We start from the raw sequence: 16050 nt of genomic DNA, 5'->3' as shown, positions 1-16050 counted from the left end.
CTGCATTATTGGCAAATACCTAAAGACGCTGCGTCTTTGGCATCGCGGCGTGAACGCTAACAGTTTTATGACAGTTAAATTAGATTGATTTTTCAGCACCTACACCCACGAAGTTGGAAGCCTACCTATGCAAATGCTGCATAGCAGTATTTGAAAAGCTCTGGATTGTGCAGCTGCAGAAAACCCCTCATCTTCTACTCATCCGAAGCGCAGAGCCAATCCGGGCCAAGCGCAAGATGATGAGATGTGAAAGGAATATCCGATGGCTTATGTCGCTCATGCAAATATCGCTCATGCTGAAAACAATCTGCGTGGCCGCGTTATGACTGCGATCCAGCGGATGCAGGAAAACCGCGCTCGCCGCGCTGTTTACCGCCAAACCGTGCGTGAACTGAGCGCGCTGACGAACCGTGACCTGAACGATCTGGGCATCAACCGCTCGATGATTCACGGTCTGGCTCAGGAAGCCGCATTCGGCGCCGCGAAGTAAGAATTCGAACCTCCTCGCCCCACTCCTCCCTAGGGGCCTGGACTAGCGACATCCTCCACTCTTCCTCCCCAGGAGGATGTCGCCAAAAATAGCGATGGAACCCTCTCCTCCTCCCTGGGTTGCATCGTCTGGGCGGCAACCCCTACTCCTCCTCCCAAGGGGTTGCCGCAAAAGATCACAGCCGCCACATCCCCGCGGCACCTGAATACGGCCAGCTCTCTCCTCCCTTAAAGCTGGCCGTCAGCGGTGAAGCCTCTCCTCCTCCCTGGCGACACCGCACCCCATAGCCGCCCTGTTCTGCGGCAACCCGATGCGACGGCCTCTCCTCCTCCCTGTGGCCAGTCGTTAGCGGCAATGACCACTCCTCCTCCTCCCGGTCCTTGTCGCACCCCATACGCGGCCACTCCTCCTCCCAGGCCAGCGTTTAGCGGCAGCGCCCCTCCTCCTCCCTGGCGCTGCCGCGTCCCACATAGCCGCCTTGTTCGCGGCAACAGATGCGCCAAGCTCTCTCCTCCCATCCGAGCTTGCGCTGGCGGTGTCGGCCTCTCCTCCTCCCCGGCTTGCACCGCAACCCTTACGCGGCCCACCCCTCCTCCCAGGGTCAGCGTTTCGCGGCGACGCCCCTCCTCCTCCCTTGGGCGTCGCCGCTTTTAGTTTCAGCACATGAAAAATCGCTTTCCGGGCCTGACGCTGCGAGTTATGGCAATGTCATGCTTAGTTATCAGCACGCCTATCACGCCGGAAACCTGGCCGACCTGCACAAGCACGCATTGCTTGCCTCGGCGTTGGATTACCTGACCCGGAAAGATAAACCGCTATCCTATCTGGAAACCCATTCCGGGCGCGGCCTCTATCGCCTTGACGGGGCCGAGGCTGCCAAGACGGGCGAGGCAAAGGCGGGCATTCTGCGTGCCGAAAAGAATGGCTGGCTGCCCGCCGATCATCCGCTCCATGCCGCACTGAAATCGGTTCGCAAATCTTACGGCGCCAATGCCTATCCCGGATCACCGCTCATCGCGGCGCATTTTCTGCGACGTGGCGATTCGGCGCATCTGGCGGAACTGCACCCGGCAGAATTTGCGGCGCTGGAACAGGTGGCGGGTTTCGCAAACCTTCACCATCAGGACGGCTTTCAGATGGCGCAGGCGGTGACGCCCCCCACACCCCGCCGTGGAATGCTGTTGATCGACCCCAGCTTCGAGGTGAAGACCGACTATGCCTTGGTTCCCAGGCAGATCCACCAGATCGCCCGCAAATGGAACGTGGGCGTTATCGCGTTGTGGTATCCGCTGCTGACGGATCATCGCCACAGGCCGATGCTCGATACGCTCATGTCCTCGCACCCGGATGCCCTGCGGTCCGAGGTTCGCTTCGCTCCTGCCCGCCCCGGTCATTTCATGACCGGCTCTGGCATGTGGGTCCTGAACGCGCCTCACGGGTTGTCGGACGAAGCCCGGCGACTTGAGGCAATGTTTCGCCGCCATTTCTCGGCCTAGGGGATTCCCCTGTCTGGCTGGCTGTGGCATGATCCCCGCAACAACAATAACTGGCTGGCCTATGTCGCAGCGACTTTCCATCAGCGCCACGATCTTTCTCGTCCTGACCGTGGCGCTCAGCCTCTATTTCGCTTTCGCCGCGGTGCAGGGCCCCTCGGGGATCCTGCGCCGGATTCAGATCGAATCAGAAAAGACCGAATTGGCGGAAGAGCGTGACAAGCTGGCGTCCGAAGTCGAAAAGATGCAGAATCTGACGCATCGCCTGTCAGACGAATATCTGGATCTGGACCTGTTGGACGAACGTGCCCGTCAGGTATTGGGCTATGTCCGTGCGGACGAAATTATTCTGCCCTGAATTATTCCGCCATTATTCCGCCCTGACGGCAGCCCCATTCCGTTTGAAGATGTGCCGCAACGCAGCTGGGTAAAACCATGCGGGATGCGATGACCCGACACTTGGGTGAAATCGTCTGGAAATGGCAGTATTTGCGACCTAAAACCCCTGTCTTCGCGTAGCGTAAAGTTCGCGCATTGCACCTCTCAAAACGATGCGCTACGGATAGTTTAACGCTGAACTATTCTGTTACGCACCCAGGAGGACAAGCCGTATGGCCAGGAAACCCGCCGCTACAAAAGAAGTGGTGCCTTCGAAATCCAACACGTCGAAGGACGAACTTCTTCAATTTTACCGCGACATGCTGTTGATCCGTCGCTTTGAAGAAAAAGCCGGTCAGCTTTACGGCATGGGCCTGATCGGCGGCTTCTGCCACCTGTATATCGGACAGGAAGCCGTTGTCGTGGGTCTTGAGGCCACCGCGAAAGAAGGTGACAAACGCATTACCAGCTATCGTGACCACGGCCATATGCTGGCCTGTGGCATGGAAGCCCGTGGCGTCATGGCCGAGTTGACTGGCCGCGAAGGCGGTTATTCCAAAGGCAAGGGCGGCTCGATGCACATGTTCAGCCGCGAGAAGCATTTCTACGGCGGTCACGGCATCGTCGCGGCACAGGTTCCGCTGGGCGCCGGTCTGGCATTTGCCGACAAATATCTGGGCAATGACAACGTTACCTTCGTCTATTTCGGCGATGGCGCGGCCAACCAGGGTCAGGTCTACGAAACCTACAACATGGCCGAATTGTGGGATCTGCCGGTCGTTTTCGTGATCGAAAACAATCAATATGCCATGGGCATGTCGGTGCGCCGCTCGACCAAGTCGACGACGTTCTTTGGTCGCGGTGAAGCCTTTGGCATTCCGGGCGAACAGGTGGACGGCATGGACGTGCTGGCCGTGAAAGCTGCCGGCGAAAAAGCCGTGGCCCACTGCCGCGCGGGCAAGGGCCCTTATATCCTTGAAGTCATGACCTATCGCTATCGCGGCCACTCGATGTCCGACCCTGCGAAATATCGCACACGCGAAGAAGTTCAGAAGATGCGCGACGAACGCGACTCCATCGAAAACGTCCGCGAACTGCTGCTGCAAGGCAAGCACGCAACCGAAGATGAGCTGAAGGCCATCGACAAGGAAATCAAGGACATCGTCAACGATTCGGCGGAATACGCCAAGGAAAGCCCGGAACCCGCGCTGTCCGAATTGTGGACCGATATCTACGCCGAAGAAATTCCGCAGGGTTCTGCGGAAGAAAACGCCTGAGGGAGGGTGACAAGAATGGCTACCGAAATCCTGATGCCCGCCCTGTCGCCGACGATGGAAGAAGGCACATTGGCGAAATGGCTGAAGAAAGAAGGCGATGAGGTGAAGGCAGGCGACATTATCGCCGAGATCGAAACCGACAAAGCCACGATGGAATTTGAAGCTGTCGATGAAGGCATCATGGGCAAGATCCTGATCGCCGAAGGCACGCAGGGTGTGAAGGTGAACACCCCTATCGCTGTGCTGGTGGAAGAAGGCGAAAGCGCCGATGCCATCGCCAGCGCACCTGCCGCCGCAGCGCCTGCTTCAACCGAAAGCGAAAGCACGCCCGCGACAGTGGCCGCGCAAGCCGCCCCGGCAGCAACGCCCGCCGCCAATGCCAGCCCCGACTGGCCCGAAGGCACGCCGATGAAAACCATGACCGTGCGCGAAGCACTGCGCGAGGCCATGGAAGAGGAAATGGTCCGCGACGACACCGTCTTCCTGATGGGGGAAGAGGTCGGCGAATATCAGGGCGCTTACAAGATCAGCCAGGGCCTGCTGGACAAGTTCGGTCCCAAGCGCATCGTTGACACCCCGATCAGCGAAATCGGCTTTGCCGGAATCGGCACGGGTGCGGCGCTGGCCGGCCTGCGCCCGATTGTCGAGTTCATGACGTTCAACTTCGCCATGCAGGCGATTGACCATATCATCAACTCGGCCGCGAAAACGCTGTATATGTCGGGCGGTCAGATGGGCGCGCCGATGGTCTTCCGTGGCCCCAACGGGGCCGCAGCCCGCGTGGGCGCACAGCACAGCCAGGATTTCGCGGCATGGTATGCAGCCATTCCCGGTCTGAAAGTCGTGATGCCCTATTCGGCGGCGGATGCAAAAGGTCTGCTGAAAACCGCGATCCGCGATCCGAACCCGGTCATCTTCCTTGAAAACGAAATCCTCTACGGTCGCAGCTTTGAAGTTCCCGATCTGGAAGATTTCACCATTCCCTTTGGCAAGGCCCGCATCGTCCGTCCGGGCAAGGATGTCACCATCATAAGCTTCGGCATCAGTGTCGGGCATTCGCTGGATGCGGCGGAAAAGCTGGCAGCAGAGGGGATCGACGCCGAGGTGATCGACCTGCGCACGTTGCGCCCGCTGGATTACGGCACCGTGATCGAATCGGTCAAGAAAACCAACCGCGCCATCACGGTCGAGGAAGGCTTCCCCGTCGGATCCATCGGCAACCACCTGTCGGCCTATATCATGGAAAACGCGTTCGACTATCTGGACGCGCCCGTGATCAACTGCACCGGCAAGGACGTTCCGATGCCCTATGCCGCGAACCTTGAAAAGCACGCCCTTATCACGGTCCCCGAGATCATCGAAGCCGTGAAAAAAGTCACCTACAAGTAAGGAGCACGCGAGATGCCAACAGAAATCCTGATGCCCGCGCTGTCTCCGACGATGGAGGAGGGCACGCTGGCCAAGTGGCTGGTGAAAGAAGGCGACACCGTCAGCAGCGGTGACATCCTGGCCGAAATCGAAACCGACAAGGCGACGATGGAATTTGAAGCCGTCGACGAAGGCACCATCGGCAAGATCCTGATTGCCGAAGGGACGCAAGGGGTGAAGGTCAGCACCCCTATTGCCGTCCTGCTGGAAGAAGGTGAAAGTGCCGCCGATATCGGCAGCGCCCCCGCCCCCAAGGCAGAAGAAGCACCCAAGGCAGACGCCCCCAAGGCCGAGGCCAAAGCCGAAGCGGCACCCGCCGCACCTGCCGCCGCTGCCCCTGCCCCCGCCGCGCCCAAGGCTGGCGATGGCAGCCGTGTCTTTGCGTCCCCCTTGGCGCGTCGCATTGCGGCGGACAAGGGCGTCGATCTGTCGGCCATTCAGGGCAGCGGCCCACATGGCCGGATCATCAAAGCCGACGTCGAAGGCGCCAAGCCCGGGGCGGCAAAGCCGGCAACGGCAGCAAGTGCCGCGCCCGCAGCAGCCGCACCGGCGACCGCAGCTTCGGCGGGTCCATCGGCAGAAACCATCCTCAAGATGTATGCCGACCGCGAAACAGAAGAGGTCGCGCTGGACGGCATGCGCCGCACCATCGCCGCCCGCCTGTCCGAGGCCAAATCGACCATCCCGCATTTCTATCTGCGCCGGTCGGCCAAGCTGGACGAGCTGATGAAGTTCCGCGCCACGCTGAACAAGCAGCTGGAAGATCGCGGCGTGAAGCTGTCGGTCAACGACTTCATCATCAAGGCCTGCGCGCTTGCCCTGCAGGAAGTGCCCGATGCCAATGCTGTCTGGGCGGGTGATCGCATTCTGAAGCTGAAACCTTCGGATGTGGCCGTCGCCGTCGCGATAGAAGGTGGCCTGTTCACCCCGGTCCTGCGGGATGCGCAGCAAAAGACCCTGTCCACCCTGTCCTCCGAATGAAGGATCTCGCCACCCGCGCCAAGACCAAGAAGCTGGCCCCGCATGAATATCAGGGCGGCAGCTTTGCGATTTCCAACCTGGGCATGTTCGGCATCGAAAACTTCGACGCCGTCATCAACCCGCCGCATGGTGCGATCCTCGCCGTCGGCGCGGGCATTCCCACGCCTGTCGCGGAAAACGGCGAGGTGGTGATCCGCAATGTCATGTCGATGACATTGTCGGTTGACCACCGGGTCATCGACGGTGCCCTTGGGGCGCAGCTTCTGGAAAAGATCGTCGGCCATCTGGAAAACCCGATGGGAATGCTGGCCTGATCGCTGCGAAACGCTGAAACAAAAACCCCGCCGGCAAAAGCCCGGCGGGGTTTTTCGTTTGTATTCGCACGCATTCAATGCTGCCTTGATGACCTTTGAAAGCCGCGCCCAGATTCATTTGTATGCACTTGACAGCATGTCGCCACGGCGACAGTTTTACCTAATGGCACCAGCCCCAGGACGTGACCGACAAACATCTGTAAGGAGTTGACCATGACGAAAACTCAACCCGAACCGATCCGCGATCCGAAATCCGATCATCTGCTGACACCGGAAAACTGCGCGTTGGTTTTGATTGACTATCAGCCCGAACAGTATCGCACCGTCACCTCGTCCAGCCGTGAAGAAATTGACTTGAATGTCATCGCATTATGCAAACTTGCCGCCGCCTATGATATTCCAGTCATCGTCTCGACCGTGGCGGTCGGCATGGGCGTCAACGAAGGCACTGCGGCGGAAATCATGGCAGAGCTGCCCGGCGTCACGGAAATCGACCGCACCGGCGTGAACAGCTGGGAGGATGAGGAGTTCCGCAAGGCTGTCGAGGCCACGGGCCGCAAGAACATCGTGATGGCCGGCCTGTGGACCGAAGTTTGCGTGACCTTCCCCACACTCGACATGCAGGCCGAGGGGTATCACGTCTATCCCGTGGCGGATGCGGTCGGTGGTATTTCACCCGTTGCACATGAACAGGCGCTGGAACGGATGCGTGCTGCCGGTGCGACACCAATCACCGCGATTCAGTTCGGCTCTGAACTGATGCGGAATTGGGCGCGCGAAAGCTCGGACAAGTTCCGGCAGGTTCTGCGCTGGTATTTCCCCAAGCGCTTCGCCCTGATGAAAGAGGGCAAGATCGGCTGATCGCCGGATCCCCCTGCAACCAAAAGAATTCCGCCCGCCGGTCACCCCGCGGGCGGATTGTCAAATCCATGTCCGAACGGCCGCCACGTCAGGCGTTGCTGATCGCCTCTTTCCGCAGCCGGTCATAGGTTTCCTTGTCCACCGGAACGGCCTTCGGATTGCCCAGATCCCCGATTCTGACGCGATAGGTTTCGCGCGCCGACCACGCAGCGATTGCGGCGATACAGGCGACGGCAAAGGCGATCGACCCCACCACCAATGGCACATTGGTCGAACCGGGTGGCGCGACAAAGGCGAACAAAGCGGGCAACAGCGCCGTGATCGTGGTGCCGATATTTTGCGAGATGGCCATGGATGACACCCGCGTCCGGGTCGGGAACAGTTCCGGATAGAAGCTGGGGAACACGGCATTATACCCCTGATACACGATCCCCCACATCAGCAGCGACATCAGAATCGCCAGCGGGACCGAATGGATCGAGATGGCGTAAAGATAGCCGAAGGCCAGCAAGCCAGATCCCAATGCACCGATGATGATCGGGGGCCGGCGGCCGATCTTGTCCGACAAATTGCCGACATAGGGGATGATCAGACAGGCGATGATATTCCCTGCCACGGGGATCCACAGATACACGTCCTTGTGGAACCCGATGCCATAGGCCGCCTGCACGGCATAAGCCGCGCCGAAAACAGTCGCCACGACCGGGATCGTGTTCATCAGCGCCATGCAGATCACCCGGATCATATCGGGCCAGGTGTTCTGGATCGCCTCGATCACGGGCGAACGCGGGGTTTCGTGCTGGGCTTCTTCTTTCTGGAAGGCCGGCGTTTCATCGACTTCGCGGCGGATGATCCAGCCTGCGATGATGACCACGAAACTCAGCAGGAACGGAATACGCCAACCCCAACTGTTGAACGCCTCGTCCGGCATGAAGTGGGCCAGCGGTAGAAACACCGCAGCCGCCAGAATTTGTCCAGCCTGAACCCCTTGCAAGGTAAAGCTGGCAAAGAACCCGCGCCGGCCAAAGGGCGCATGTTCAAGGATCATGGAACTTGCCCCTGCGATCTCGCCAGCAACAGCAAATCCCTGAATCAAGCGCAGGATCACCAGCAGGATCGGCGCCAGAATCCCGACCTGTTGATAGGTCGGCAAAAGACCGACCAGCAGCGTCGAAATTCCCATCAGGAACATACAGATCAGCAAGACATTCTTGCGTCCATGCGTATCGCCCAGATGGCCCAGAACAAACGCGCCAATGGGTCGCGCGACATAGCCGACCCCATAGGTCGCCAGCGATGCGATAATTGCCACGCGCGGATTGTCCGATGGAAAGAATATCTGCGGGAAAATCAACGACGCAGCCGTCGCGTAAATAAAGAAGTCGTAATATTCAAGCGCCGAGCCAACCCACCCGCTGGCAGCCGCCTTGCCGGATTGCTTTCTGTATTCCGGCGCACTGGCCGTTGCATCAGTCATGGAAAACCTCTCCCTTATGGGCGGCGCGCCCCCTCGGCGTGACCCATGCAACAGATGTGCCAGACAGTTTCCGTTACGTAAAATATCAATATGTCCGCATCATTAACATGATGTTAATTTCGAGGAACCGAATTGGCTTTTGATTAAGCCGTCCCGGCCGTCGCACGAATTGCGCAGTGACTCACACGCCGTAATAGGCGTAGATCGCCAGACTGGTTGCCAATCCCACGACGATGTTCATCGCCAGCCCGACCTTGACGAAATCGGTGAATTTATAGTTGCCGGCGGCATAGACCAGCGTGTTGGTCTGGTATCCGATGGGTGTCGCAAAGGATGCGCTGGCCGCAAACATCACCGCCACGACAAAGGGGCGCGGGTCTATTCCCACCTGCCCCGCCAGTCCAATGACGATCGGCGTCATCACCACGGCAACGGCATTGTTCGTAATCAACTCGGTCAGGACCGAGGCCAGCAGATAGATGGCAATCAGCACCGCCCAGGCAGGCAGGTTGGTCAGATAGGGGGCGATTCCCGTGACGACCAAATCAACAGCGCCTGTGTTCTGCAACCCGATGCCCATGATCAGCATGGCAAAGATCAGCACCAGAACGCCCGCATCGATCGCCCGCCACGCTTCGTCGCTGTCGATGCAGCGCAGCACCAGAATGCCGACCACCGCCAGCATCGCCAATATCCCGATCTGCATCACGTTCAGTGCAGCCAGAACGACCACCGCCAGAAGCGCGGCAATCGCAATCGGCGCCTTGGACCGGCGATAGGCGCGGCCACTGGTGCGGTTCAGCGAGACGATCACGCCCTGCTGGCTCATCGCATCCAGACCGGTCGCCGGACCTTCCAGCAACAGCCGATCCGCCGCCCGCAGATGCGAGCTGCGCAAATCGCGGCCCGAGGTATGGTTGTGACGATGGATCCCCAGAACGCGCACGCCAAAGCGGCCATCAAGACCCAGCTCTTTCAGGCGATGGCCAACGATGGCCTTTTGCGGCGCCAGAACGGCCTCGACCACGGCGCTGTCGTCTGCCTTGGCGGCGGGTCCGGGCAAACCGATCCGCACGTCTTCCCGGCTGGCCAGCGTCAGCAGTTCAGACGAGGTCGCCATGACGATCAGAGCGTCGCCCTTGCGCAAGGTCATCTCTTTGACCTCGCCCCGCAACAACACGCCGGAACGGCGAACACCGCGCAGTTTCAGGCTGGGCAGTTTCAGGGCGGAAATCTCACCCACCGGGGTTTCGGTGAAGGGTCCGTCCTGCAGGATCGCGACATCCGTCAGAAACGTCACCTCGTCGCCGTCCAGACCGGATGGGGCATCAGGCCGATCGGGCAAAAGAAATCGCCCGGTGACAGCCAGCATCAGCAAGCCCGAAACGGCGGCGACGATGCCGATCGGGGTGATCTCGAATATGCCAAAGGGCTGCATCCCGTTTTCGCGGGCAACACCATCGACCAGAAGATTGGTCGATGTCCCGATCATGCTCAGCGTCCCTCCCAGGATCGACGCATAGGATACCGGGATCAGCAACCTGGTCGAGGCGACGCCGAACCGTTGTGCAATTCGCAGCACGATCGGGATCAGGATCAGGACAACCGGCGTATTGTTGACAAATCCGCTGAGCAGCGTCGCGCCGGCGATGATCCCAAAAATCGCCAGGGCGGGCTTATCGCCGGCGAAATCCAGAATGATGCCGACCACCCGTTCCAGCACACCCGTTCTGACCAGGGCGCTCGTCAGCACGAACATGGCCCCAATCGTCAGCGGGGCGGGGTTTGAAAACACCCCATAAGCCTCTTCGGTGGTCACATAGCCCATCAGGACAAAGATCGCGGCACCAACCCCGGCGACGACCTCGGTCGGCAGCTTTTCCATGGCAAAGCCGATAAAGATCAACAGCAGGACGGCCAGCGCGACCCAGGCGGAATATTCGGCAAGGATGTGGTTCAACAAAATGCGTCCTCCTGACTAGCCTGGATGTGGCGCGGCCAAAGGGCACGCATCATGTGCAACTCAACCATAAGTAAGACGATCTGGCAGCAGCTAAGTTCCGAAATCAACCGCCAAGGGTCGGACAGGATCACCCTTCGACCTTGCGCGGGCCGTTCAATCCGATCTTGCGTCCCAGCCAGCCGAAAATCCGCGATTGAGCACCATGGATCATGGAAAACAGCGCGGGCACGAACAGCAGCGACAGAACCGTGGACAGCAGCAAGCCCCCGATCACGGCAATGGCCATGGGGGCGCGAAACTCTCCACCTTCGCCTGTGGCAAGCGCGGATGGCACCATGCCCGCACTCATCGCGATGGTCGTCATGACAATCGGGCGGGCGCGTTTGTGGACCGCATCAAGGATCGCCTCGCGCTTCGGGGTTCCATGTTCCATCGCGGACAGGGCGAATTCCACCAGCATGATCGAGTTTTTGGTGACAATCCCCATCAGCATCAGGAAGCCGATGACCACCGCCATGCTGATCGAATTGCCGGTCACGAACAGCGCAAGGATAGCCCCGCCGATTGCCAAAGGCAGCGACAGCAGAATGGTGATCGGCGTGACGAAATTGTGGAACAGCAACACCAGCACGACATAGACAAGCATCACGCCCGACCCCATGGCCAGCGCGAAGGCGGCAAAAACCTCGCCCATGATCTCGGCATCGCCCGATGCCGAGATTGCGGTGTTGGGCGGCATGTCGATCTTTTCCTGCAACTGTGTCACCTGGGCACTGACCGGACCCAGCAACGCCCCTTCGGCCAGGTTGGCGCTGACAGTGGTTTGAAACTGGCGGTTGTAGCGTTCAATCGTCGTCGCGCCCGAGGACATGGTGATGTCGGCCACCGAAGCCAGCGGGATCTGTCCGGCTGCACTGGGCACGCGCAGGTTTTCGATGGTCGGGATGTCGGCACGGGCACGCTGGCTCAGGCGCACGACAATGGGGATCTGTTCATCGCCCGCGTTGAACTTGGCCAGATTGCTTTCGGTATCGCCCAGCGTGGCGATCCGCAAAGTGGTGGCGATGGCGCTGGCGGGCACGCCCAGTAACGTCGCCAGTTCCTGCTTTGGCCGGATTTGGATTTCTGGCCGCTGCATGCTGGAGGAGGATCGGACATCTTCCAATGTCGGCAGCTTGACCATCTCGGCCACCAGCAGATCGCCGCCACGCGCCGCGCCCGCTTCGGTATCGCTGAGAACATTGATGGTCAGATCGTTCATGCCTTCGGCGTTCTGGAAATTGATCCGTACATCGGGAAACGATGCCACGGCGGCTTTCAGATCATCCTCGATGTCGAACTGCGACCGATCCCGCGTCTCTTTCTTGCCATAGTTGATCATCAGCCGGGCATGGGTCACGTCGCTCCCGTCGCTATAGGCAAAGACGGACTGCGTCTCGGGGGCTTCCTCGATCTTTGCGGTCAGACGGCGCGTGGCGTGATCCGTGTCCTCGATGGTGGACCCCGGAGGCAGCTCAAGCGAGATCTGGCTGCGACCGACATCCTGTTCGGGAATGAATTCACTGGGCAGCAATGTGGCCGAAAAAATCGACAGCGCAAAAATCCCCGCCCCTGCCAGCAGCGTCAGCCCGCGATGCCGCATGGTCCAGCGCAGGATCGACATCAACCCGCGCATGATGACGCCGTCCTTGGCATCCGCGGCATGCACATTGCCGCGCATGAAATAGGCCGCCATCATCGGCGTGATGATCCGCGCGACCAACAGCGAAAACAGCACCGATACCGCGACCGTCAGGCCGAATTGCTTGAAATACTGCCCGGGAATGCCGCCCATGAAGCTGACCGGCGCAAAGACCGCGACGATGGAAAGGCTGATGGCGATGACGGTCAAGCCGATTTCGTTCGCGGCTTCCTCGCTGGCCTCGTAGGGGGGCGTTCCCATGCCGATATGTCGGACGATGTTCTCGATCTCGACAATCGCGTCATCGACCAGAATCCCGGTGACCAACGTAATTCCCAGCAGGCTGATCCCGTTCAGCGTGAACCCCAGCCATTGCATCACGAAGAATGTCGGAATGATCGACAAGGGCAGCGCGACCGCAGCCACAAGTGTCGCCCGCCAGTTGCGCAGAAAGATGAACACGACGATCACGGCCAGCGCCGCGCCTTCGTAAAGCGTTTCCATCGCACTGTGATAGCTGGCTTCGGTATAGGTCGTCGCATCGTCGATCAGCGTGATCCGGGTGTTGGGATAGCGTGCGCGGATCTGGTCCAGCCGCTCCTTGACGCCATCACCCGTCGCCAGATCGGATTCGCCCGTGGCGCGATAGACGCCGAACGCCACGACAGGCTGGCCGTTCAACAGCGCAAAACTGCGTTCTTCGGCCGGACCATCGATCACCTGCCCCAGCTGGTTCAGCGCGATGCTGCCCCCCTGAGGCAGGGCAATCGGCGTCACCGCCAGCCGGTCCACACTGCTGGCCGACCCCAGCGTGCGGATGGAAAATTCGATCCCCGCCAGATCGCCGCGCCCGCCCGCCATGTCGATATTCTTGGCCCGCAACTGATCCGACACTTCTGCAGCGGTCAGACCATGGGCCAACAGACGCTCGGGGTTCAGTTCGACCTTGATTTCGCGCGACGCTCCGCCGATCCGGGTCGTCTTGCCGACGCCATCGACATTGGCCAGTTGTCGCCCGATCACGTCATCGACGAATTTCGACAGCATCTCGATGGATTGCGTCGGGTCCGACACGGCATAGGTCAGGATCGGATAGCCCGTCACATCCAGCCGCTGCACGATCGGCTCACTGACGCTTTCGGGCAAGTCCTCTCGCACATTGGCGACGGCGTCCTTGATGTCATTCACCGCCCGGTCGCTATCCGTCTCAAGCTCGAACTCGATGGTGATCGAGGCCAGACTGTCGGAAGCGCTGGAGGAAATGTTCCGGACACCCGTGACCGACGAAATGCTGTCCTCGATCGGCTGCACGACCTGCGTGGTCAGTTCGGACGGCGCGGCTCCGGGCTGGTTGACCGTGACCTGAACGATGGGCAGGTCGATATTCGGCATGGCCGTCACCGGCAGGCGCATGAAGCTGACCAGACCGATGATCAGCAGCACCAGGAAGATGGCGATGGGCGGAACCGGATGCCGGATGGACCAGGTGGAGAAATTCATTGCTCTGCCGCCTGTTCGACAGCGTCATCAGCGGCAACCGCTTCGGCGCGGCGCACCTGATCACCGGTGCGGAAAAAGGCGCCCGCACGGGCAACGATGTCTTCGCCCGCCGCCAATCCATCGACAATCTCGCGCCGACCTTGCCAGATCAGGCCGGCTTCAACGGGGCGCGTCTCGATCACGCCGTTCTTGACCACCTGCACCCGGTCGCCATCCCCGTCCGACAGCACGGCGGCAACCGGCACCGTAACGGCATCACGCACCGCCGTCGTCACCCAGCCATAGCCGAACAGCCCGGCCCGCAGGCCCGGCTTTTGTTCCAGTTCGATCCGCACGAAGCCCAGCCGTGTCACCGGATCGACCGCCGCCGGGACCAGACGAACCTTGCCCGTGACCTCACCCAGTCCCGCGACCCGGATCGTCGCGGGCGCGCCGACCTGCAAAGCGGGCAGCGCCGTTTCGATCACGTCGCCTGCAAATTCGACGCGGCTGTCTTCGATGATCGAGAACAGCGGATCGGTCGATCCGCCGGACAGCCCGCCCAGTTCCGCCGTCCGCGCCGAGACGAAACCGCTGACGGGCGCGATAATATCGGCCCGGTCCAGATTCAGCCGCGCAATGCGCCGCGCCGCGACCGCCTGCCCAAGCGCCGCCTGCGCCACCGACAGACCGCCCGTCGCTGACGCCGCCTGCCCGCGTGCATTCGCCTCGGCGGCGATGGCGTCGTCCAGCGTCGATTGCGACGCCGTGCCGCCCTGCCGCAAACGCTGCGCCCGTTCCAGCGCCGCGACCGCCTGCGTCAGCAAGGCCTGCGTGCTGTCAATGGTGCTGCGCGCCTGATCGACGCCCGCTTCCGCGCGGGCATATTCCGCCTCGGCCTGCTCCAGCTGCGCTGAAAGCGTGTCGGTGGACAGGCGCGCCAGAACCTGTCCTTTTTCAACGCTGTCCCCCGCCTCGACCAGAATTTCGGTGATCTCATAGCCGGCGACCTGTGGATGCACCTGCACCTCGCGCCATGCAACCAGACTGCCCGAGGTCGGAACCCGCGCCTGAACCTCGGCGGTTTCGGCAGCGACAATGGTGACGGCCGGGGCGGCTTGGGCGGCTGTATCCGCAGAGGGCGCGGCCTCTTCGGCCCAAAGCACCGTGCCCAGGCTGACAAACAGGATTGTGGACAGCAGACGTAAGAACACAGGGGGCATCCTCTCTAGATCAGCCGCAACGACCATCGGCGCAGACCATAGGCGCGAGGCGACCATCCGACAATGTTAATCCCTATAACAATGTCGTTCCGTCAGAATTTGGCCGAAACACCCGGCAGGTTCAGTTCGGTAATCAGGTCGCGCAATTCCTGCCGGGCGGCGATGTTCGACATCGAAAGCTGTTCGGTGCCGATGTCTTTCAGGTCCAGCAGCGTCAACCCGCGCGGGAACAGCTCGCGGAAAATGACACGCTCGGAAAAGCCGGGCGCGACGCGGAAACCGATCCGTTTCGACAACGATTGCAGCGCGCCGCCCACCTTGCGCTTGTTGTGCATGGCCTGCGTGCCCAGACGGTTGCGCAGCACCAGCCAGTCGATCGGACCGGCCCCCGCCTGCCCGCGCATCTGCCGCGCCGACCAGACCATTTCCGCATAGATCGACGGTCCCAGAACCTTACCTTCGGGCGACATTCGCGCCAAAAGATCAAAATCGACAAAGCTGTCATTCATCGGGGTTATCAGCGTATCGGCCAAGGTATGCGCCATCTGGCTCAGCTTGGTATGCGAACCGGGGCAGTCCAGCAGGATGAAATCGCACTGACGTTCAAGTTCTGTCAAAGCGGGGGTCAGCGGATCACTGCCTTCCCCCAGCTGCGCCAAAACCGGTGTGGGCAGATCCACGTCGGACCGCGTCATGAAAGCCATCCGGTTTTCCAGATAGCGCCCGAAACTGCGCTGACGCACGTCCAGATCAAGCCCGCCGACCCGGTGCCCCATCCGCGCCAAGGCGGTTGCCACATGCATCGAGGTGGTGGATTTCCCCGACCCACCCTTTTCGTTTCCAACAACGATGATATGCGCCACCGATAACCCTCGAATCCGTAATCCGCGCGGACCCTAGCCGTAAGACCGAGGGATGAAAAGCGGGCGCACCACGTCACAGCCCGAATAGGCCGCCGGCATCACGATGACTGCCGTCCCGGTGCCGCGTCGGCGGTCGGCACGT

The 16050-nt window shown here is 60.6% G+C and carries 11 protein-coding genes and 1 pseudogene; 7 read left to right on the top strand and 5 right to left on the bottom strand.

The features are described 5' to 3' along the window. The first annotated feature begins 262 nt into the window (after positions 1-262). From H4P12_RS15310 to H4P12_RS15280, 7 genes and pseudogenes are all read left to right on the top strand, one after another. Complete coding sequence (locus H4P12_RS15310; RefSeq protein WP_246449308.1) at positions 263-490, top strand: DUF1127 domain-containing protein; 228 nt, start codon at positions 263-265, stop codon at positions 488-490. 710 nt (positions 491-1200) lie between these two features. Then, entirely contained in the window at positions 1201-1986 is a 786-nt protein-coding gene (gene rlmJ / locus H4P12_RS15305) for a 23S rRNA (adenine(2030)-N(6))-methyltransferase RlmJ (protein WP_187794510.1), read from the top strand. A gap of 61 nt (positions 1987-2047) precedes the next feature. Next, positions 2048-2341, top strand: a complete 294-nt coding sequence (locus H4P12_RS15300) for an FtsB family cell division protein (RefSeq protein ID WP_187794509.1) — start codon at positions 2048-2050, stop codon at positions 2339-2341. Between the two features lie 253 nt (positions 2342-2594). Beyond that, positions 2595-3638: a pyruvate dehydrogenase (acetyl-transferring) E1 component subunit alpha gene (pdhA, locus tag H4P12_RS15295; RefSeq protein ID WP_187794508.1), complete on the top strand. Its 1044-nt coding sequence runs from the start codon at positions 2595-2597 to the stop codon at positions 3636-3638. Between the two features lie 15 nt (positions 3639-3653). Beyond that, positions 3654-5027, top strand: a complete 1374-nt coding sequence (locus H4P12_RS15290) for a pyruvate dehydrogenase complex E1 component subunit beta (RefSeq protein ID WP_187794507.1) — start codon at positions 3654-3656, stop codon at positions 5025-5027. Positions 5028-5039: 12 nt separating this feature from the next. After that, positions 5040-6361 (top strand): annotated as a pseudogene (locus tag H4P12_RS15285) (pyruvate dehydrogenase complex dihydrolipoamide acetyltransferase). Positions 6362-6574: 213 nt separating this feature from the next. Next, positions 6575-7222 (top strand): hydrolase, encoded by a 648-nt coding sequence (locus H4P12_RS15280; RefSeq protein ID WP_187794506.1) that lies wholly within the window; start codon positions 6575-6577, stop codon positions 7220-7222. Between the two features lie 88 nt (positions 7223-7310). On the opposite strand, the gene H4P12_RS15275 is transcribed toward H4P12_RS15280, so the two are convergent. The 5 genes from H4P12_RS15275 to H4P12_RS15255 all read right to left on the bottom strand — a co-directional run bounded on the left by H4P12_RS15275 (position 7311) and on the right by H4P12_RS15255 (position 15908). Then, the gene (locus tag H4P12_RS15275; protein ID WP_187794505.1) at positions 7311-8699 is read right to left on the bottom strand and encodes an MFS transporter; all 1389 of its coding nucleotides are present in this window, start codon (positions 8697-8699) and stop codon (positions 7311-7313) included. 181 nt (positions 8700-8880) lie between these two features. Beyond that, positions 8881-10659, bottom strand: coding sequence for an SLC13 family permease (locus H4P12_RS15270; RefSeq protein ID WP_187794504.1), 1779 nt, complete (start codon positions 10657-10659; stop codon positions 8881-8883). Positions 10660-10789: 130 nt separating this feature from the next. Continuing rightward, entirely contained in the window at positions 10790-13843 is a 3054-nt protein-coding gene (locus H4P12_RS15265) for an efflux RND transporter permease subunit (protein WP_187794503.1), read from the bottom strand. Next, on the bottom strand, positions 13840-15036 hold the full coding sequence (locus tag H4P12_RS15260) for an efflux RND transporter periplasmic adaptor subunit (RefSeq protein WP_343069840.1): 1197 nt from the start codon (positions 15034-15036) through the stop codon (positions 13840-13842). Before H4P12_RS15260 ends, H4P12_RS15265 begins: the two co-directional genes overlap by 4 nt. 101 nt (positions 15037-15137) lie before the next feature. Beyond that, on the bottom strand, positions 15138-15908 hold the full coding sequence (locus H4P12_RS15255; protein WP_187794501.1) for a division plane positioning ATPase MipZ: 771 nt from the start codon (positions 15906-15908) through the stop codon (positions 15138-15140). Between the last annotated feature and the right edge of the window lie 142 nt (positions 15909-16050).

The organism is Paracoccus amoyensis (assembly GCF_014490725.1).
In the GTDB taxonomy this organism is placed as follows: domain Bacteria; phylum Pseudomonadota; class Alphaproteobacteria; order Rhodobacterales; family Rhodobacteraceae; genus Paracoccus; species Paracoccus amoyensis.
The sequence above is the reverse complement of the archived record's forward strand: the minus strand, read 5'-3'. Positions and strand labels throughout refer to the sequence as shown.